The organism is Candidatus Poriferisodalis sp. (assembly GCF_965262965.1).
Classification (GTDB): Bacteria; Actinomycetota; Acidimicrobiia; order Acidimicrobiales; family Poriferisodalaceae; genus Poriferisodalis.
In genome coordinates this window covers 453,319-471,882 of sequence record NZ_OZ253573.1, presented here as the reverse complement: position 1 = coordinate 471,882, position 18,564 = coordinate 453,319, and the positions used below count along the sequence as shown (strand labels likewise).

General features: G+C 66.1%; 16 protein-coding genes. 7 read left to right on the top strand and 9 right to left on the bottom strand.

What is annotated here, in order from left to right:
* Positions 1–90 precede the first annotated feature (90 nt).
* On the top strand, positions 91–2,220 hold the full coding sequence (locus tag ACQY5K_RS02265; protein WP_428119683.1) for a flavin-containing monooxygenase: 2,130 nt from the start codon (positions 91–93) through the stop codon (positions 2,218–2,220).
* Positions 2,221–2,378: 158 nt separating this feature from the next.
* On the opposite strand, the gene ltaE is transcribed toward ACQY5K_RS02265, so the two are convergent.
* From ltaE to ACQY5K_RS02250, 3 genes are all read right to left on the bottom strand, one after another.
* Positions 2,379–3,338 (bottom strand): low-specificity L-threonine aldolase, encoded by a 960-nt coding sequence (gene ltaE / locus ACQY5K_RS02260; protein WP_428122829.1) that lies wholly within the window; start codon positions 3,336–3,338, stop codon positions 2,379–2,381.
* Between the two features lie 169 nt (positions 3,339–3,507).
* A complete protein-coding gene (locus ACQY5K_RS02255; protein ID WP_428119681.1) occupies positions 3,508–5,181 on the bottom strand; it encodes an N-acyl-D-amino-acid deacylase family protein in 1,674 nt (557 codons plus the stop codon).
* 191 nt (positions 5,182–5,372) lie between these two features.
* Positions 5,373–6,938, bottom strand: a complete 1,566-nt coding sequence (locus ACQY5K_RS02250; RefSeq protein WP_428119679.1) for an HNH endonuclease signature motif containing protein — start codon at positions 6,936–6,938, stop codon at positions 5,373–5,375.
* A gap of 270 nt (positions 6,939–7,208) precedes the next feature.
* On the opposite strand from ACQY5K_RS02250, the gene ACQY5K_RS02245 reads away from it, so the two are divergent.
* The 5 genes from ACQY5K_RS02245 to ACQY5K_RS02225 all read left to right on the top strand — a co-directional run bounded on the left by ACQY5K_RS02245 (position 7,209) and on the right by ACQY5K_RS02225 (position 11,062).
* Positions 7,209–7,742, top strand: a complete 534-nt coding sequence (locus ACQY5K_RS02245) for a flavin reductase family protein (RefSeq protein WP_428119677.1) — start codon at positions 7,209–7,211, stop codon at positions 7,740–7,742.
* A gap of 127 nt (positions 7,743–7,869) precedes the next feature.
* Complete coding sequence (gene infA / locus ACQY5K_RS02240) at positions 7,870–8,094, top strand: translation initiation factor IF-1 (RefSeq protein WP_428119675.1); 225 nt, start codon at positions 7,870–7,872, stop codon at positions 8,092–8,094.
* Positions 8,095–8,265: 171 nt separating this feature from the next.
* On the top strand, positions 8,266–9,099 hold the full coding sequence (locus ACQY5K_RS02235) for an enoyl-CoA hydratase/isomerase family protein (RefSeq protein ID WP_428119673.1): 834 nt from the start codon (positions 8,266–8,268) through the stop codon (positions 9,097–9,099).
* Positions 9,100–9,138: 39 nt separating this feature from the next.
* Positions 9,139–10,368, top strand: a complete 1,230-nt coding sequence (locus tag ACQY5K_RS02230; protein WP_428119671.1) for an acyl-CoA dehydrogenase family protein — start codon at positions 9,139–9,141, stop codon at positions 10,366–10,368.
* A 58-nt stretch (positions 10,369–10,426) separates the two neighbouring features.
* Positions 10,427–11,062, top strand: coding sequence for a VOC family protein (locus tag ACQY5K_RS02225; RefSeq protein WP_428119669.1), 636 nt, complete (start codon positions 10,427–10,429; stop codon positions 11,060–11,062).
* Positions 11,063–11,187: 125 nt separating this feature from the next.
* Here ACQY5K_RS02225 and ACQY5K_RS02220 read toward each other — a convergent pair whose 3' ends face one another.
* The 6 genes from ACQY5K_RS02220 to ACQY5K_RS02195 all read right to left on the bottom strand — a co-directional run bounded on the left by ACQY5K_RS02220 (position 11,188) and on the right by ACQY5K_RS02195 (position 17,052).
* Positions 11,188–12,396, bottom strand: coding sequence for a polyamine ABC transporter substrate-binding protein (locus tag ACQY5K_RS02220; protein ID WP_428119667.1), 1,209 nt, complete (start codon positions 12,394–12,396; stop codon positions 11,188–11,190).
* An 83-nt stretch (positions 12,397–12,479) separates the two neighbouring features.
* Positions 12,480–13,316, bottom strand: coding sequence for an ABC transporter permease (locus tag ACQY5K_RS02215; protein WP_419923281.1), 837 nt, complete (start codon positions 13,314–13,316; stop codon positions 12,480–12,482).
* Positions 13,317–13,326: 10 nt separating this feature from the next.
* The gene (locus tag ACQY5K_RS02210) at positions 13,327–14,250 is read right to left on the bottom strand and encodes an ABC transporter permease (protein WP_428119665.1); all 924 of its coding nucleotides are present in this window, start codon (positions 14,248–14,250) and stop codon (positions 13,327–13,329) included.
* Positions 14,250–15,365 carry an ABC transporter ATP-binding protein gene (locus ACQY5K_RS02205; protein ID WP_428119663.1) on the bottom strand — a complete coding sequence of 372 codons (1,116 nt, stop codon included), beginning with the start codon at positions 15,363–15,365 and terminating at the stop codon, positions 14,250–14,252. Before ACQY5K_RS02205 ends, ACQY5K_RS02210 begins: the two co-directional genes overlap by 1 nt.
* The gene (speB, locus tag ACQY5K_RS02200; RefSeq protein ID WP_419923545.1) at positions 15,362–16,267 is read right to left on the bottom strand and encodes an agmatinase; all 906 of its coding nucleotides are present in this window, start codon (positions 16,265–16,267) and stop codon (positions 15,362–15,364) included. The genes ACQY5K_RS02205 and speB overlap by 4 nt, the downstream gene beginning before the upstream one ends.
* A gap of 113 nt (positions 16,268–16,380) precedes the next feature.
* Positions 16,381–17,052 carry a GNAT family N-acetyltransferase gene (locus ACQY5K_RS02195; RefSeq protein WP_419923278.1) on the bottom strand — a complete coding sequence of 224 codons (672 nt, stop codon included), beginning with the start codon at positions 17,050–17,052 and terminating at the stop codon, positions 16,381–16,383.
* Positions 17,053–17,148: 96 nt separating this feature from the next.
* Between ACQY5K_RS02195 and ACQY5K_RS02190 the strand changes: the two genes are divergently transcribed.
* Positions 17,149–18,564 (top strand): NAD(P)/FAD-dependent oxidoreductase, encoded by a 1,416-nt coding sequence (locus tag ACQY5K_RS02190; protein WP_428119661.1) that lies wholly within the window; start codon positions 17,149–17,151, stop codon positions 18,562–18,564.

Genomic DNA, 18,564 nt, shown 5'->3' with positions numbered 1-18,564 from the left:
AGAACTCCGGACGCACACCGGCGCAATTCGCTTCACCGGAATCGGCGACACGCCACGCTCTACGCTGGCTCACACAGCCGAGGGGGAGCGATGCCACAGGTGTCACAGAACAGTGCGACGAACGGGGCGCATGCGCTCGATCACGGCGCGCCGACGGCCGCTGGCCGACCTGATGTCGACGACGAGACGCTCGCCGCAGCAGTGGCTGTTGCGAACATCCCGACGCTGCTGATGGTGCTGGTGCAGATGACGGGCGAGCTGCATTGGCTCGAGGCCCCTTACCTCCCCAAGCGCCAGCCCGGTCTTGGCGACAACGACAGTGGCGGCCTGACTCCCGAACATCAACAGGAAGTGCGCGAGGCGGCGTTCGAGACAGTGAGCGCCTGGCGCGACGGCCGCCCCATGGCGATCCCCGAGCCTGACGACGACCTGATCGTGCGGATGCTGAGCACGGCAATGGGGGAGCACGTCCCCGACGAATACGGCGCATTCACGGCCGCCCAGCTCGGCCTCGCCAAGTTCTTGGACCACGACCCCATCAGCGTGCCGCCCGGCTTCAAGGTGCTGGTGATCGGAGCCGGTGCATCTGGGCTGTGCGCGGCGATCAACCTCCAGCAGGCCGGTGTGCCCTTCGAGGTGGTCGAGCGCAACGGCACCGTCGGCGGGGTGTGGTGGGAGAACCGTTACCCGGGGGCTGGCGTGGACACGCCGAACCACCTGTACTCGTACTCGTTCGCCCCGCACGACTGGAAGATGTACTTCTGTCTGCGCGAAGAGCTGCACGGCTATCTCGAAAAGGTCGCCGACGACTTCGATGTGCGCCGCAGCATTCGTTTCAACACCTCGGTGGAGAGCGTCAGCTATGACGCCGAGCGCCAGGTCTGGCGCGCCGAAGTGCGCCATGTCGCCCACAACGAGGGACGCTGGGAGACCGGCAGTCTGGGCTTGAGCGCCACGCCTGACGAGACAGGCCTGCGCCGGCGCGATGACGGAGCGGCCACGGCACCCGGTGCGAACGGTCACGCTCAGGGCGTCGACGGACTCACGGAGATCATCGAAGCCAACGTCGTCATCAGCGCCGCTGGCATCTTCAACCCGCCGATCCGCCCCAACATCGACGGCCTCGAGACTTGGAGCGGCGAGACCTGGCACACCGCGAGATGGCCTGCAGATGCGGATCTGGGGGGCAAGAGCGTCGCCATCGTGGGCAACGGCGCGAGTTGCATGCAGACCGGTCCGCAGATCCAGGACGACGTTGAGTCGTTGACGATCTACCAGCGTTCAAACCACTGGGCGGCGCCGTTCGACCAGTTCCGCAAGCCGGTTCCCGATCCGATGCGGGTGCTGTTCGAAGCCGTGCCGCTGTACCGGGCGTGGTACCGGGTGCGATTGGGCTGGACGTTCAACGACCGCATCCACTCGGCCTTGCAGCGCGATCCCGACTGGGATCATCCTGAGCGCTCGCTCAATGCGCAGAACGATGCGCACCGCAAGTACTTCACGCGTTACGTGGTCGACGAGCTGGGCGACCGGGCCGACGAGCTGTTGGACAAGGTGCTGCCCGCCTACCCGCCGTTCGGCAAGAGGATGCTGATGGACAACGGCTGGTACCGGATGCTGCGCAACCCCAACGTCGAGCTGGTCGACGATCCGATTGACGAGATCTCGGGCCAGACGATCCGCACCGCTGACGGCTCCGAGCGCGAGGCCGATGTGCTGGTGCTGGCGACGGGGTTCGACGTGCTGCGGTTCATCACCACCTATGAGGCGGTGGGCCGTTCAGGCAGGACGCTGCGCGAATCGTGGGGGGACGACGACGCGAGTGCCTACCTCGGCACGGTGACGCCTGATTTTCCGAACTTCTTCACCCTGTATGGGCCGAATCTGCAGCCTGGCCACGGCGGGAGCCTCATCTTCGTCGTGGAGATGCAGGTCCGATACATCATGGACATGATCGGCAAGATGTGTGCTTCGAATCTCGGCGCGGTAGAGGTGCGTCCAGAGGTGCACACCGATTACCGCAATCGCGTCGACGAGGCACACGAGAGCATGGTCTGGATGCACCCAGGCATGACCAGCTACTACCGAAACGAGTCGGGCCGTATCGTCGTGAACTCGCCTTGGCGCAACGTGGACTACTTCGACATGACCTCCGAAGCAAACCTCGACGACTACGTCTGCGAGCCACGGGTGGCTGACCGAGAGCTGGTCGCAGACTGAGTGATATCAACTGAAATTCAATAGTGTCGCGCCGGAGCGCATGGCTATGTTCGGAATAGGGGCGGGGCCGTCGTACTGCCAAAGTTCGTCCGCTCTGGCGACGGCCACTGCCCTCTATTGGGGAATCGTAGCAACCGTCTGTGCGCTGCGAGCCGGGTTTACGTCGCTAGCTCGGCGGCGATGGCTTCTAGCGTCGCGTCGACGTCAGCTTCGCTGACGTCGAGGTGCAGCACCATCCGCGAGCGGCCGAATCGCCAATCGGCCAGCACGCCACGGCCTTCGAGACGCTTGCTGAGCGTGGGATCGTGCCGTTCGAGCTGCGAGAAGACCATGTTGGTGTCGCAGTCCGTGACCGTGATGCCGTCGATGGCGTCCAGCCCGGCGGCGAGCCGTTGCGCGTTGGCGTGGTCGTCGGCGAGCCGGTCGATGTGGTGCTGCAGGGCGAACAGCCCGCCCGCGGCGATGATGCCGGCTTGACGCATCCCGCCCCCGAGCAGCTTTCGCCAACGCCGCGCCTTGCCCACGAGCTCTTCGGTGCCGCACAGCACCGAGCCCACCGGGGCGCCCAGGCCCTTTGACAGGCACACCGACACGGAGTCGAACGGCGCCGCAACCTCGGCGGGGGACAGGCCCAGCCACACAGCTGCGTTCCACAGCCGGGCGCCGTCGAGATGCAGCCCCAGGCCGTGTTGGTCGGCGAAGTCCCGGGCGGCTTGGTGCTGCTTGGTTGTCAGCACCTTGCCGTTGATGGTGTTCTCCAGGCAGAGCAGGCGGGTGCGGGCGAAGTGACTGTCGTCGGGCTTCACTGCCTCGGTGGCCGCGTCGAGGTCGAGCATGCCGGTGTCGTCGGTCGGTACCGGCTGTGGCTGGATGCTCCCCAGCACGGCTGCACCGCCCCCCTCGTACATGTAGGTGTGGGCGTGGTGGCCGACGATGTACTCGTCGCCCCGCTCGCAGTGCGCCATGAGTCCGCACAGGTTCGACTGGGTGCCGCTCGGCACGTACAGAGCCGCTGCGGTGTCCAGCAGTTCGGCGGTGTAACGCTCCAGTTCGTTGACGGTGGGGTCGTCGCCCCACACGTCGTCCCCGACCTCGGCTGCGGCCATGGCGACCCGCATGTCAGCGGTCGGGCGAGAAACGGTGTCGGAACGCAGGTCGATCACGGCAGCAAGCCTGCCATGGGGCTTGCGCCGTGCAACGTACGCAGAGCTGGCCTCTTCGGACAAGGTTGTTCGGGCTGAGCCATTCGGCGCCCGGAGCTCAGCCCCGGCAGGCCCGCCAAGCGGCTCAGGCCTTGCCGTTGCGCAGCAGCTTGCCTGGCAGCGGGCCGTGCGGGTCGACTGCATCGGTGCCGTCGCGGCGAATGACGGTGCCGTTCACGATCACTGCGTCGATGCCCTTCGCATCAGAAATGAGGCGGTCGGCACCGGCGGGAAGGTCGTAGACCCGCCGCTTGCCCAGATGGCCGACCTCGTCGGCGTCGAACACCACGACGTCGGCCGGCTTGCCTTGCGCCAGCGTGCCGCGATCGGAAATGCCGAACACCTCAGCGGGGCGCTGGGTCAGCATGTGGACAGCGGTCTCGAGGTCAAAGCTGCCTCGACTCCGCACGAAGGTCTGCAGGAACTCCGTGGAGTACTTGGCGTCGCACAGCTGGCTGGCGTGCGCCCCGGCATCGGAGAGCCCGATCACCGTCGTGGGGTCATGCAGCAGCTCGTCGATGTCGTCGGGGTCGTGGTTGATCACGTCCTGGATGACGCGCATTTCCAGGTCGGCCTCGAGCGCCATGTCGAGCACCCAGTCCACCGGGTCCTGGCCGGCATCGTCGGCCATCTGCTGCACGTTGCGGCCTTCGAGCTCTGGGTTGTGGGGCAGGTAGCTGACTTCGGTTCGAGCCCAGCGGTCGCCGATCTTGCCGCCGTTGCCGGCCTTTTCCTTGAACTCGGCCCGCCAGTCGGTGTCGGCGTAGTAGCGCTTGCGACCTTCGAGATTGCTCTTGGAGACCGGCGCGAAGCAGCGCAGGGCTTCGTAGATGAATGGCGCCTTCCAGCTCATCTCGAACTGGATGGGCTGCACGGCGACCTGCGGGAAGACCGGCAGGCCACGCGCGGCGATCTCGCGCGCACGCTCCAATTCGACACGGTGGCTGCCGGGGCCGCGTGCTGACCCAAGCAGCGCCGTCCAGCTCACGTGCGCCCCAGTGGTCTCGGCGATGCGTGCGAACTCGTCGTGGCTCAGGCCCCGACCCACCGTGGCCTGCATCACGCCGCCCACGTCGCCCAGCGCCTGGGCGATCTCGATGATCTCGTCGGTGGTCGCGGCGCGGCTGGGCACCGGACGTCCTTCGTAGCCGACGTGGGTAGGTGCCTTGGAGGTTGCGAAGCCGAGCGCCCCGGCTCGCAGCGCCTCGGCCACCAGGTCGCGCTGAGCAGCGATCTCTTCGGGGGTGCCTTCTCGCTCGGTGGCCTCTTCGCCCATCACGTACATGCGGGCGGCGGTGTGGCCGATGAGAGCCGCCATGTTGACCGCGGAACCGCTCGACTCCAGCGCGTCGAGGTACTGCGGGAAGGTCTCGAAGCCCCAGTCGCCCAGGCCAGCTCGAAGGGCGTCCACGCTCATGCCTTCCACGTTCTCGAGCGTTCGCATGATGAGGTCGCGGTGCTCAGGACGGGTGGGCGCGACTGAGAAGCCGCAATTGCCCATCACAATGGTCGTCACGCCGTGCCACGGCGAGCAGCTGACCAGCCGGTCCCACATGATCTGCGCGTCGTAGTGCGTGTGGATGTCCACGAACCCGGGGCACACGATGCGCCCGGTGGCGTCGATGGTCTGCGCAGCTTCAGCGGGCGCCGACCCGAGCGCCACGACCTTGCCGTCCGAGATGCCCACGTCGCCGACGTAGCGAGGAGCTCCAGTCCCGTCGATGATCGTTCCGCCTGTGATCTTCAGGTCGTAAGCCATGTCGTAAACCCCGTGCTCGCCGCGAACGCGCCCCTGCTCTCGGGTTGGATCAACCCGAGGCCGCGACGGCCACGTTAGTGCTGAGACCGCAAACGTTCACGATGTCGTCGGCGGTGGTGTTGGTGGGCGTGTCACGAGCATCAATGGTGGTGGCGTTGTCGGCGGTGGTGTCGCCGGCCGCGAGGGTGGGATCACGGTGGACCTTTCGCCATCTTGTGGCTGGTTAGGCCGGCGGTGTTAGAGCGGTGTGTGGTGGTCCATCTGCTGGGGCCAGGGCGTCGCTCAAGTCGCTGGTCGTTCTTGTGGAGCTTGTCGTGGCAGTCGTTGCAGAGGGCTGCGAGGTTCGGGGTGTCGGTGTTGCCGTTGTCGGCTGCCCATTCGTCGATGTGGTGGTAGTCGCAGCGGTGCATGGGTGAGCGGCACAGCACGCAGCCGCGGTCGCGTACAGCCACGGCGAGTTGCTGGGCGGCGCTGGCGTGTCGACGGCTGCGTCCGAGCCACAGGATCTCCCCGTTGGTGTCGAACAGAGCGCCTGCGATGCGCGTGTCGGGTGAGAGGTTGTCCAAGAGTGACGGCGGGACTGGTCCGGCGCCGAGCAGTTCGCAGGTTCCGTCGGGCTTGGTGCCGTCGATGACGCTGATCTCGGCGATGATAACGAGCTGGTTGGGCGCCTGGGCTGGCCGCCAGTGCTGGATCGAGCGTCCTGCGGGGTCGTGTGGGCCAGCACCGTCGCTGTGGCCAGGGTCGGCACCGTCGCCCAGGTGGTGTTTGGCGCGGCTGCCCCGCTGGCCCGCTTCGGTGTTGCTGTGCCGGTGTGCTTCGGTGTGGTCGTGGTGGCTTGCTTGGGTGTTGCTGTGCTGGTTGGGGGTGTGTGCGGCAGGGTGACCGATAGTGGCCAGGGCGTTGCGGTCGGTGATCATTTCAAACAGGCTGTCCGCGAGACGCTGGCGGTTGTCGCGGATCTGGTCGGGTGTGCCGTCTCGTCCGCCGTCGAGACGCCACAACGCGTCGTTGTATTTCTCGAACGCCTGGCGCACCAACGCGAAGCTGACCGGGTCGAACTCGGCGTGCAGCACACCCATACCAGTGGACTCATCGACAAACAACGAAGCACAACGCTCACTGCGCTGCCGGCCCAATTCGGTCTCAGCGGCGGCGGGGTCGTGACGGGCCGCAAACTTCTTGGCTTGCTCGCGCAGCGTCTCAGGCGAGACCACCGCGGCGGCTTCGAGCAGTTCCGATGCGGTGTTGACCGCGTCAGGGCTCGTGCGCCGCGCAGCGTCGGCGAGCACAGCCGCGTGCTCGACGTTCAGCTCGCCGACAGCCAGGCCGCGAGCCACGTTCGGCATCTGAGCGACCTGCTCGCTGACCTCCACGGTGCGCTTGGCATAGCGCTTGCTCACACGCGCCCGGTCACGCAACGCCGAACGGCCCGAACCCGCACGGGCGGCTTCGAGTGCGGCGGTTGTTGCGAGCAGCAGTGCGTCTGTTGCTGACCGCAGTCGTGACGCAGCGGCGATGACGTCGCTGAGCGTCTCGCAGTCTGTTCCGCCCAGTGGCACCCGCGATGCTCGGGTAACAACGTCACGTGCTCCGCACAGCACCGACAACACACTCTCCGCCGAAGGCAAAGACGGCCCAACCGACTCGATCGGCGAGGCCATCGGAGATGGCACGGTCATAGCTGCGTCGTCCGCCGGCATGGAACCTGTCGGCATTCTCGCCGCCAGTTCGCTACGAACGTCGGTGTGCGTCATGACAATCACTGTAAATAGGGGGTGTTAGACGAAAACCTCGAAACGACACCTCCGCACCCGAACCGACTCCAACGCAAACGTTGGCCGACACAGCACTAGCCGCATTCCTTGCAAGCGGCGCTGAGTACCTCCGCCCCTTCGACTCGGGTTCCGCATTGAGGCAAGAACTGACTCAAGCCGGGCTCAACGCCCACATGTGTTGCGGCTGACCTCGCCACGCCTAGACCGACTGGTAGCACCAGACGTTGGTGACCTACGTAGGGTTCTCACATGAGCAACGCCGCCCTCGCCGACGAAATGGTCAATCGGGTCACGTGGAAGATCCCCAACGCGCTCGCTCTCGTCGGCTCTCGCTCCGGCGAGGAACGCAACGCCATGACGGCCAGCTGGATCACGCAGTTGTCGATGGAACCGGTGCTCATCGGCGTCGGCGTCGAGAATGCCGCCGTCACGCACCGGCTGATCTCCGACGGCGGCTCGTTCACCGTGAACCTCTGGGACGCGCAGAACACCCGGCCGTTCGTGAAGTTCTCCAAGCCTGCTGCCTATGAAGCAGTGAGCGATGCTGAGGGGTCGGTGACGGGGACGCTGAACGGCTGGTCGATGTACGAAGCCGCCACCGGGGCGCCAGTGTTCGTCGATGCCGCGGCCTGGTTGGACTGCGAGGTGCGTCACAGCGTGGACTTGGGCACTCACACGCTGTTCATAGGCGAAATCGTGGCAGCCGATATCAACAACGACGAGGTGCGGCTCGCTTCGATGTCGGATACTCGGATGAAGTACGGCGGCGTGAAACGCCACTGAGCGAGGTTTGCCGGCCGGGCGCGGACACGTCGGGCAGACGCCCTGAGGCGCCCTCGGCTACCATGTACTGGTCTGTGCGCTCGGCCAAAGCGCCAACGCACCGACTGTTTCCAACGAAAGAACCTACGTGCCCAAAGTCAAAGACGACGCCATCTTGCTTGAAGGCAAGACCGTCGAAGCCCTCAAGGGCGGCCATTTCCGCATCCAGCTCGACAACGGGCATGAGGTGCTGGGGCACCTGAGCGGCAAGATGCGCAAGCACCACATCCGCATCCTCCCCGGCGACCGGGTGCAGGTGGAGGTCTCTGCGTACGACCTCACCCGCGGCCGTATCACCTACCGCTACAAGTAGCCAAGTAGCCGCCCGTTCCGGCACTGCGGTGCTCGGCGTCGTCGGTTCTTCATTGGCGCGCTCGCTGGGGCACTCAGCGCCGGCCTGCGCGGATCCGACGAGCAGATCTACGCTGCAACCCTGCATACGGGCGCTGGGCCCGTGATCGGCAACTCTGCAGAAGGGGCCAGCATGAGCAGCCACCCTCAACCGTCGAACGGCACGGTCAATTTCAGCGTCGACGGCGAGGTCGCCACGGTGACGCTCAACCGTCCCGAGACGCTGAACTCCATGAACGACGACTTCATGAACGACATCAGCGAAGCGTTCGCCATGGTGGCGGCCGACGACGACGTTCGTGCGGTGATTCTCACCGGGGCTGGACGAGGATTCTGCTCGGGCGCTGACCTGCGCGGTGCGGTCGCCGATGGTGCCGAAGACGTCGATCTCCAGGCTCCGGACGATGCCACGACCGACTCGATGGACAACGTGTTTCATCCCGCCATCCGAGCGGTGGCCGAGTGTCCGGTGCCGACGGTCGCCCGTATCAACGGCGTCACCGCTGGCGGCGGCATTGGTCTGGCCCTCTCGTGCGACATCGCTATCGCAGCCCGATCGGCATTCTTCGTCGCAACGTTCGGCCCTCGGCTCGGCATCGTCCCTGACCTAGGCACGACCTGGCAGCTCCCGATGCGGGTCGGTCGGGCACGGGCGCTGGGCATGACGCTGCTCGGAGAGCGCGTCACGGCAGATCAAGCCGCCGAGTGGGGCCTGGTGTGGAAGACGGTTGACGACGCCGACCTCGACACTGCGGTGGCACAGGTCGTCGATGTGCTTCGGCGCAGTTCCCCGGCGGCAATGGCGAGAATCCGATCAGCGGTCGATGGCGCCATGCAGCGTGATCTCGCCGACCAGCTTGATGTCGAGATGGGCCACCAAGCGGTGCTCATCCCGCGCAACATGTCGCACGGCGCAGAGGCGTTCTTGGCCAAGACCGATCCTTCGTTCCCGGGCGAGCGCTACTGACCCGTCTCGGGATTGCTGCAGTGCTGGCAGACTGGCCCCATGACCGACACGCTCGAAGCACCGACGACCGCCGATGCCGCCGCGACGCGGGTTGACGCCGCCATCGACGAACTGCTGGCATCGCACGACCCCAAGCAGCTGAGCTATGCCGAGTTCCGCGGGGCACAGTTCGACGCCGGTCTCGCTTGGGTGTACTTCGACGAGGGGCACGGCGGCCTGAGCGTCAGGCCACAGCTCCAGCGCCGGGTCGAGGAGCGGCTGCGGGCAGCCGGCGGGCGGCCGATGAAGCCCGTCACCTTTTTCATGCACCTGGCCGGGCCGACCATCCACACTCACGGCAGCGAAGAGGTCAAGCAGCGCTTCTTGCGGCCGATGTTCACCGGCGAGGAACTCTGGTGCCAGCTGTTCAGCGAACCGGGTGCGGGCAGCGACTTCGCCGGGCTGGCGACCCGAGCGGTGCTCGACGGCGACGAGTGGATCGTGAACGGCCAGAAGGTGTGGAACACGCTGGCCCACCTCGGCGACTACGGCATGCTCGTAACGCGCACGAATCCCGAGGTGCCCAAGCACCGGGGGCTCACCTACTTCGCACTCGACATGAAGTCGCCCGGTGTGGAGGTGCGCCCGCTGCGCCAGATCACCGGCGAGGCCGAATTCAACGAGGTCTACATGACCGATGTCCGTGTGCCCGATGCGAGCCGCGTCGGCGACGTCGGTGACGGCTGGCGGGTGTCGCTGACCACGCTGATGAACGAGCGCAATGCCATCGGCGCCGGCAGCGGCGCACCGCCCAAGCAGGGATCGGGACCGATCGCGGTGCTGATGAAGCTGTGGAACCAGCGGCCCGACGCTGACCGCGACGACGTCACTCGAGATCGGCTCACGAAGCTGTGGACCCGTGCGGAAGTGCTGCGCCTCACGAATATGCGCGCAGGGGTCAACCGGCGCAAAGGCAATCCCGGGCCCGAGATGTCCATCGCCAAGCTGGCCTATGCCGAGCTGAACCAGGCGCTTATGACCTGTGCGGTGGACATGATGGGTGCCGAAGGGCTTGTCGGTTACGACTACACGTTCCGCCGCCCCGGCGACCTGTCGGTGGACGGGTCCGACGGCGGCGTGCAGCACGGTTTCCTGCGCGTACGCGCCAACTCCATCGAGGGCGGCACCTCGGAGATCATGCGGAACATCCTGGGCGAGCAGGTCCTGGGGCTCCCGGGCGAACCACGGATCGACAAGGACATCCCGTGGCTCGAAGTGCCGCGCAACTGAGGCACGTCAGAACAGTCAGTCGATCAAGTCAGTCGATCAAGTCAGCCAGGGAGCAGCGATGACGGCGACCGACAGCAGTACCGAGGCACCTCCCGCACCCGAGGTGCCGAAGCGGACCGAGCCCGTTGCACCCCGCGGCGTCAACCACCTCGTCCTCAACGTGCGTGACATCGAAGAATCCCACCACTTCTGGTCCAACCTGCTCGGATTCCGCCAGGTCGGCAACCTGGTGGCAGCACCCGACGGTCGCCAGCGCCCCACGATGCGCTTCTACAGCGGAACACGGGACGCCGAAGAAGGCCAGCACCACCACGACATAGCGCTCATGGAACAGGACGACCTGGCGCCGCCCCCGGAGAAATGGACACTGGGAAGCGGAGGATGTGCGGTCAACCACATCGCCATCACGTATCCCGATCGCGAGTCGTGGCTGTCCCAGGTCCAGTATTTGATGGACAACGGCGTGAGGATCGGTCGCCGCACTGACCACGGCATGACGCACAGCATCTACATCACCGACCCCAACGGATACGGCGTCGAAGTGCTCTACGACCTGCCGCGTGAGGTGTGGGAGAACGACATCAACGGCGCGCTCAACTACGCCGTCGACCGTCCGCGCGATGAAGCGCTCAACGACGACACCGACTATCTCGACGATTTCACCGGCTGGGGCGATCCTGACGCCAGGTTCTGATGGCGACCGCTGAGCGCGACCGCTGAGCGCGACAGAGCCGGGCCGGGCCGAAGCCCAGCCCGGCGTGTTGCCGGATCAGTGCAGCTGATCCCAGCTGAGGTCGACCCAACCCAGATCAGCCCCCCTCAGCTCTTGGCCTCAGTGAGCATGTCCTGCACGATCAAGCCCAAGTCGCCCATCTGGGGGATCAACTCCAGCCGTGCGTACACCTCCGGCGGTGGATAGATGCCCGGGTCGTCGAGGATTTCTTCCAGGATGAACGGCGTAGCGGCCACGTTCGGGCTGCCGTAGTAGGTGTAGTTCGTCAACGCCGCACCGTTCTGCGCGTCGAGCAGGAAGTTGATCATGGCGTGCGCCGAGCACACGTTGTCGGAGTTGTACGGAATGGCCATCGTGTCCACCCAGCGGACACCGCCCTCGATCGGGATGGTGTACACGTGAGTCTCATACGCATCGGTCTCGAAGAAGGCTTGGGCGAACCCGCCGCTCCAACCATGTGCCACATCGACCTCGCCGTTGACCAGGTCGTCGCCGAAGGTCACCGAGTCGTACTTCAGCAGCCGGTCATTGGTGGCCTTGAGCAATGCGCCCGCTTCGCGCACGGCCTCCTCGTTACCGGACTCGATCACCTCAGTGATGCTGTAGCCCAAGTATTTCAGTGCGGCCGAAACAGCCTCGGGCGCGTCGTCGAGCATGGAGATGTCGCCCGGCACCAACGCCGCTGTCTCAGCATCGAAGATGACCGCCCATGACGACTCGCCGCCCAGCGTGTCGAGCATGTCGTAGGTCATGCCGATGCCCGTCGTGCCCCACTGGTACGCCACATGGAAGCGGTGATCGGGATCGAACGGCGGGTTGTCCCACGCATCGTCGAGGTTCGCGGCATTGGGCAAGGCATCGAACTCCAGTGGCAGCAGCAGATCCTCCGAGATCATCAGCGCCACCATGTAGTCCGACGGAACGACCAGGTCATAGACGGCGGCGCCTGACTCGACCTGAGTGAGCATCTGCTCGTTCGACTCATACACCGAGTAGTCGATGCTGATGCCTGACTGCTCCTCGAAGGCGACCAGCAATTCCTCGTCGATGTAGTCGGCCCAGTTGTAGAACGTCAGATCGCCGTCGGTCTCGCCGGGTTCGCAGCCGTCGTCCGCAGCCGCAGCGTCACCGGCATCACCGGCGTCTCCCGCATCGGCTGTCGCTGCAGTGGTGGCAGCAGCCTCGCTGGCACCGTCGCCGTCGCCGCATGCGGCCAGCAACAGCACAGCCACAACGGTGACGGCGAGCCATCGACTGCGGCGCAGCCGGCCTCGGGTGCTCGCTGAATCGGTCATGTTTCCTCCCTTATGGACGCCCCAACGGAACGCCGCGCTATCAATTGCTCTGTGTGAGCGTGCTTGTGTGGAGTGGTGCCGGTTCACGGCGTGATGCTCCGGGGCCGCTGCAGTGCCAGCGAGGCCACGACCAGCGTGATCGAGGCGGCCAACATCAGCGTGGAGATGGCGTTTAGCTCGGGCGTGACGCCTTGGCGGATGCTGCTGAAGACGTACACCGGCAGAGTCGTAGCGCCCGGGCCGGCGGTGAAGGCCGAAATGACGACGTCGTCGAGCGACAGCGTCAACGCCAGCAGGGCGCCGGCCGCAATGCCTGGAGCTATGAGCGGCAGCGTCACCCTCCTGAACGTACGCCACGGGGTGGCATACAGATCACGTGCGGCCTCTTCGAGCGTGCGGTCGAACTGATCCAGGCGGGCGCGCACTACCACCGCGACGAACGAGATGTTGAACGCAATGTGGCTGAGGGCGACTGTCGTGACACCCAAGGTGAGCCGCGGGCCGAACGTGTCGATGAGCTTGAACGCCTCGGCGAAGAACACCAACAACATGACGGCCATCGTGATATCGGGGATGACGATGGGCAGGTAGATGGTGCCGTCCAACGCCCGCCTCCCTTTGAAGCGGTAGCGGTCGAGCGCAAGAGCCACCGCTGTGCCCAGCACTGTCGACACGATCGTCGAGGTGAAAGCGACGACCAGTGACACCCGTAGCGCGCCGACCACCTGGGTATTGCCAAGAGCCTCGCCGTACCAACGCGCCGAGAGGCCTTGCCAGACATTGACCCGCTCGGAATCGTTGAACGAGAACACCACCAGCACGGCGATCGGCACATAGAGGAACGTGAACACCAGCCACGCGTTCGCCGCCAACAGCCGCCGAGACGAGCGCTTGGTACCCGCAGTGTCGAGACTGCTCATGGCGCACCTGTCATGGCGCACCTGCTCGGGTGCGTTTGGCGTTCTCCGAATTGCGCTGATTGATCGTCACTGCGATGAGCATCGCCACGATCACCAGCACGCTCAGCGAGGCGCCCAGCGGCCAGTTGCGAGCAGCCTGGAACTGGCGGGCCACGTACGAGCCGATGAGCAGCGTCTTGGCGCCGCCCAGAATCTCGGGCACGACATAGGAGCCGAAGCTGGGCACGAACACCAGCACGCAGCCCGCCACGATGCCCGAGCGGGTCAGCGGAACCGTCACCCGCCAGAACGCCTTCGCGCCGCTGGCGTAGAGATCGCGGGCGGCCTCGACCAAGCGCCAGTCCATGCGCTCGAGGGCCACATACAGCGGCAGCACCATGAACGTCAGGAATCCGTACACCATTCCCAGCACGACAGCAGTGGGGGTGAACAGGATGCGGAACGTGCCGAAGCCCAAAGCCTCGCTGAGCGCTGAGGCCGGGCCGTTCGAGCCGAGCAGGAAGCGGATCGCGAAAATCCGCACGAGTCCGTTGGTCCAGAACGGGATCATCACCAGCACGAGCAGACGGGCGCGGACCCTGGGGGAGCGGGTGGCCAAGTAGTAGGCGAAGGGGTACGCGACCACCAGACACAGCACGGTCGTGATGAACGCCAGCCAGGCCGAGCGGGCGACGATGCCCAGGATCACGTCGTCGGCGAGGCGGTCGTAGGAATTGAGGTTCCAGCCGCTGAGCGAGGTGCGGCCCGTGGATGTGCGGGTGGCGAACGAGTACACGGTGATAAGGCCCAACGGGACCATGAAGAAGATTCCCAGGTACAGCGCACCGGGCGAGGCGATGAGCGTCCCGATGCGCCGAGCCCGGCGCTGCGCGGTCTGCTCCTGGGGTGTGAGCAGCGCTTTGGCTGGGTTGGGTCGGCGACCCAGCGTGGGCATCAGTCCGCCACGACGGTCGTAGTGGCCGGGGCCCAGCTCACGCTGACCGGCTCGCCTGCGGCCTGTGCCGCCTCGCCGGTCTCGACCCGGGCGGTGACCGTCGTTGCGTCGTTGCTCGTGCCGGCTGCCGCGCCAATCGACACCGTGTAGACGAAGGCGTGGCCGAGGTAGGTGACGTCGAGGATGACGCCGTCGAGGCACGGAGCACCGGCGGGCGCCTCGCCCAACCGATGCAGCCGCACCTGTTCCGGGCGCACGCTCAACGTGGCCGGGGTCCCCGCGGCCAGATTGCTCTGTGCAGCAACGACTGCCCCAGCGTGCAGGCGCACCGTCGAAGGGCTCTCCACGACGCCTTCGAGCAGATTCGTCCGCCCGATGAAGTCGGCCACGAAGCGGCTGGCGGGATGCTCGTATACCTCCGCGGGCGTGCCGACCTGCAGCAGGCGGCCCTGCGACATCACGCCCACCCGGTCGCTCATCGCCAGGGCTTCTTCCTGATCGTGTGTCACGAACACGAACGTGATGCCCACCTCACGCTGGAGGATCTTGAGCTCCACCTGCATTTCCTGGCGCAGCTTCAGGTCCAGCGCTCCCAGGGGCTCGTCGAGCAGCAGCACCTTGGGGTGGTTCACGAGCGCCCGGGCCAGAGCGACCCGTTGCTGCTGCCCGCCCGAGAGCTGCGAGGGCCGACGGTGTTCCATGCCTTCGAGCTGAACGAGCGCGGTTGCCTCGCCAACCTGCCGATCAGCCTCGGAACCGCGGATGCCGCGCATGTTCAGGCCGAAGGCGATGTTCTGGGCCACCGTCATGTGCGGGAACAAGGCGTACGCCTGGAACACGGTGTTGACGGGTCGTCGGTCCGGCGGTGACGAAGCGACTTCTTCGCCGTGGATCAACAAGTTGCCTTCGCTGGGAATGTCGAGGCCGGCGATCATGCGAAGCGTCGTAGTCTTGCCGCAGCCCGACGGTCCGAGCAGCGCGAAGAACTCGCCGTCAGCGATCTGCAGATCAACCGAGTCGACCGCTACGACATCACCGAACCGTTTCGAGATGTCGCGCAGCTCCACAGCCGGCGCACCGGTGCCGGCCGAGGTCCCGTCCGCGGTTGTGTTCATGTGAGTCCCACCGGGTTGGGCGAGACACCCGCGCGCACCGCACGCGTGCAGATGAAGTCGTGGGCGATGGTCGCTGCTGCCAGAGCGGTGATCTCGGAGACGTCGTATGCGGGGGCAACCTCCACGACATCCATTCCGACGATGTCGACCGGCGAGAGGCCACGCACGATCTCGAGTGCCTGGGCGGTGGTGAGACCGCCTGATACCGGCGTGCCCGTGCCAGGGGCGAAAGCCGGGTCGATGCAGTCGATGTCGAAGGTGAGATACGCGTGACGATCCGCAACATGTTCGAGCACGACCTCGATGACGGCGTCGGGCCCATTGCGATGCACCCAGGGCGCGCCGAGGACCGTGAAGCCGTGATCGTCGTTGTGGGTTCGGATGCCGATCTGCACCGAAGCCGACGGGTCGATGATCCCCTCACGCAGGGCTCGCAGGAACATCGAGCCGTGGTCGAGCCGGCCCTCGTCGTCAGGCCACGTGTCGGGATGCGCGTCGAAGTGGATGAGTGCCAGCGGGCCGTGCTTGGCGGCGTGGGCTCGCAGGATGGGGTAGGTGACGAAGTGATCACCGCCGAACGTGACCATCTGCGCATCGTGAGCAAGGATCTCTGTGCAGTGGGCTTCAATGCGCTCGACGGCTTCGGTTGGGTGGCCGTAGTCGATGAAGCAGTCCCCGTAGTCGGCGACGGCGAGGTGTTCGAAGGGGTCGAAGCCGAAGGGGTACGCGTCAAGCTCGGCGAGGCCGACCGAGGCCGCCCGGATGGCTCGGGGCCCCAGCCGGGCACCGGGCCGGTTCGAAGTGGCCATGTCGAACGGGATGCCCGACACGACGATGTCGGCGCCGGCGATGTCGCGTGTGTAGCGGCGGCGCAGGAACGACAGCGCCCCGCCGTAGGTCATCTCCGGCAAGCGGCCGCGCAGGCTTTCGGACCGGAATGCCTGATCGCCGATGTCGGAGGCGTCAGCCCCGGCGACCAAGCCCCCGCCGCCCGAAGACGACTCGGCAGCGTCGCTCATGTGGCGTCGCCTCGAAGTTCTGGGTTGTGCCACACGATCAGCGCCGCCCAGCTCTCAGTGGCCGGATCGGTGATGTAGTTCGGCAATCCGCACACCGCGGAGAATCCGTTCTCGATCTGGAAGCTCAGCGTGCGGTCATAGAGCCGGCCCGCTCGAACCTCTGCGATGTACTCATCGGCGGTCATGGTCGCCTTGTGGTCGGCGTAGCCAGGGATGACGCCTCCCGCCACGATGCCCGCCAGTCCGAGATCCCCGCAGACCTGCTTGCGCAGCTCGTACAGCTCGGCTCCGATGCCGCGGCGACGGTAGGCGAGCCTGGTGGCGATGCTGGTGCCGTAGTACCAACGACCCTCCTGTACGTGGCCGCTGCCGCCGTGGTCGTCGGGCACGATGTCGGCGATCGTGTGTATCGGATTCGCCAGGTCGAAGTTGCAGCGGATGCCGACGCCCATGGCGACCAGCTCGTCGCCGTCGAATCCGGCGAAGCAGCCTTCGGAGAAGTCACGCGCCAGCTGGTCGAACGCGTCGGCGTCGTACAGGTCGTGCGGGTCGGCGGTCGGGTGGGAGGCCAGCTCCAGTGACTCGAGCTCGGCGGCCCATCCGGGGACAATGCAGGCGTAGGTCAGGCCGGAACGCTCGCCCACAGACACTGCTTCGATCTCACGCATCGCAGACCCCCCGCAGGCGCCTGCGGCACCCCGCTGCCGCATGAGACATTACTGCGGCGACAAGAACCGACTGGTCGCGGCAGTAGTTTCCGCGATATGGCCGTTCACGGTGATTCTGAGCCTTGGTCACTCGAGACGGCGTCCACCACGCCGCTGTGGATCGATCGTCTGGAGCCGCCCATCACGGCGCGAGCCGGCGTCGATGGCGATCTTGACGTGGATGTCGCCATCGTGGGCGGCGGGTTCAGCGGTCTGTGGACGGCGTATTACCTGCGGCAGCTCGAACCATCGCTGCGCGTCGCCGTGCTGGAGCGGCACTACTGCGGTTTCGGGGCGTCGGGACGCAATGGCGGCTGGGCGGTGGGGGAGCTTGCCGGCTCTGTCGGCGACTATGCGCGGCGCTCGAGCCCCACCGAATCACGACACCTGCTTCGAGCCGTCTTCGATGCGGTGGACGAGATCGGCAGGGTCGCAGCCGCCGAAGGCATCGACTGCGACTACGCAAAGGGCGGCACGATCCGGGTGGCGCGCACTGCTCCCCAAGCCGAGCGCCAGGTCGCGGATATCGCTGAGGCCCGGGCTATAGGGCTGACTCCTGACGAGATCCGCCGCCTCGATGCCGACGAGGCAACAGAGCAGCTGAACGCCACTGACGTGCACAGCGGCATCCTGCTCGGTCCGTCAGCCGTAGTGGATCCCGCGAAGCTGGCCCGTGGACTCGCCGCGGTCGCCGAATCGGCAGGGACGGAGATCTACGAGCAGTCCCGAGCGAGGACAATCGGCGGCGGGGCCGTGCAGGTTGGCGGTAGCGAAGTGCGGGCACCGGTGATCGTGAGGGCAATGGAGGCGTACACCCGGGACCTGCGAGGGCAACGGCGCGACATCCTGCCCGTGTACTCGCGCATGGTGGCCACCGAGCCGCTGCCCGACGAGCTGTTCGACGACATTGGGCTGGCGAACCGGCCCAGCTTTGCCGACGACCGTCGCATGGTGACCTACGGCCAGCGCACAGCCGACAACCGGATCGCCTTTGGTGCCACCGGTGTGCCCTACAGCTTCGGCTCGCGGATCGTCCCGGCTGCCGAGACCCACCTGGGCATGCACCGGCGGATCTGGCGTGTACTGGTCGACATGCTTCCGCAGCTCGCAGATGCGCGCATCACGCATCGATGGGGCGGGGTGCTCGGCATTCCACGAAACTGGCTGCCGGGCGTGCATTTCGACCCGCAAACCGGCCAAGGCGTGCTCGGTGGATACGTGGGCGAAGGCGTGGCGGCTTCCAACCTTGCGGGTCGCACGATGGCCGAGCTGATCTGCGAGCGCGACACCGAGCGCACCAGTCTCCCTTGGGTGGGAGTCACCTCCCGGCGCTGGGAACCCGAGCCGCTGCGCTGGCTCGGAGTGCGCGTGAGCCGAGCGCTCCTCGGCGTCGCCGATGACCGCGAGCTGCGAACGGGCAAGCCCGATCGCCTGATGTCAGGGATAGCGGAGCTGCTGCGCGGCGGCCACTGA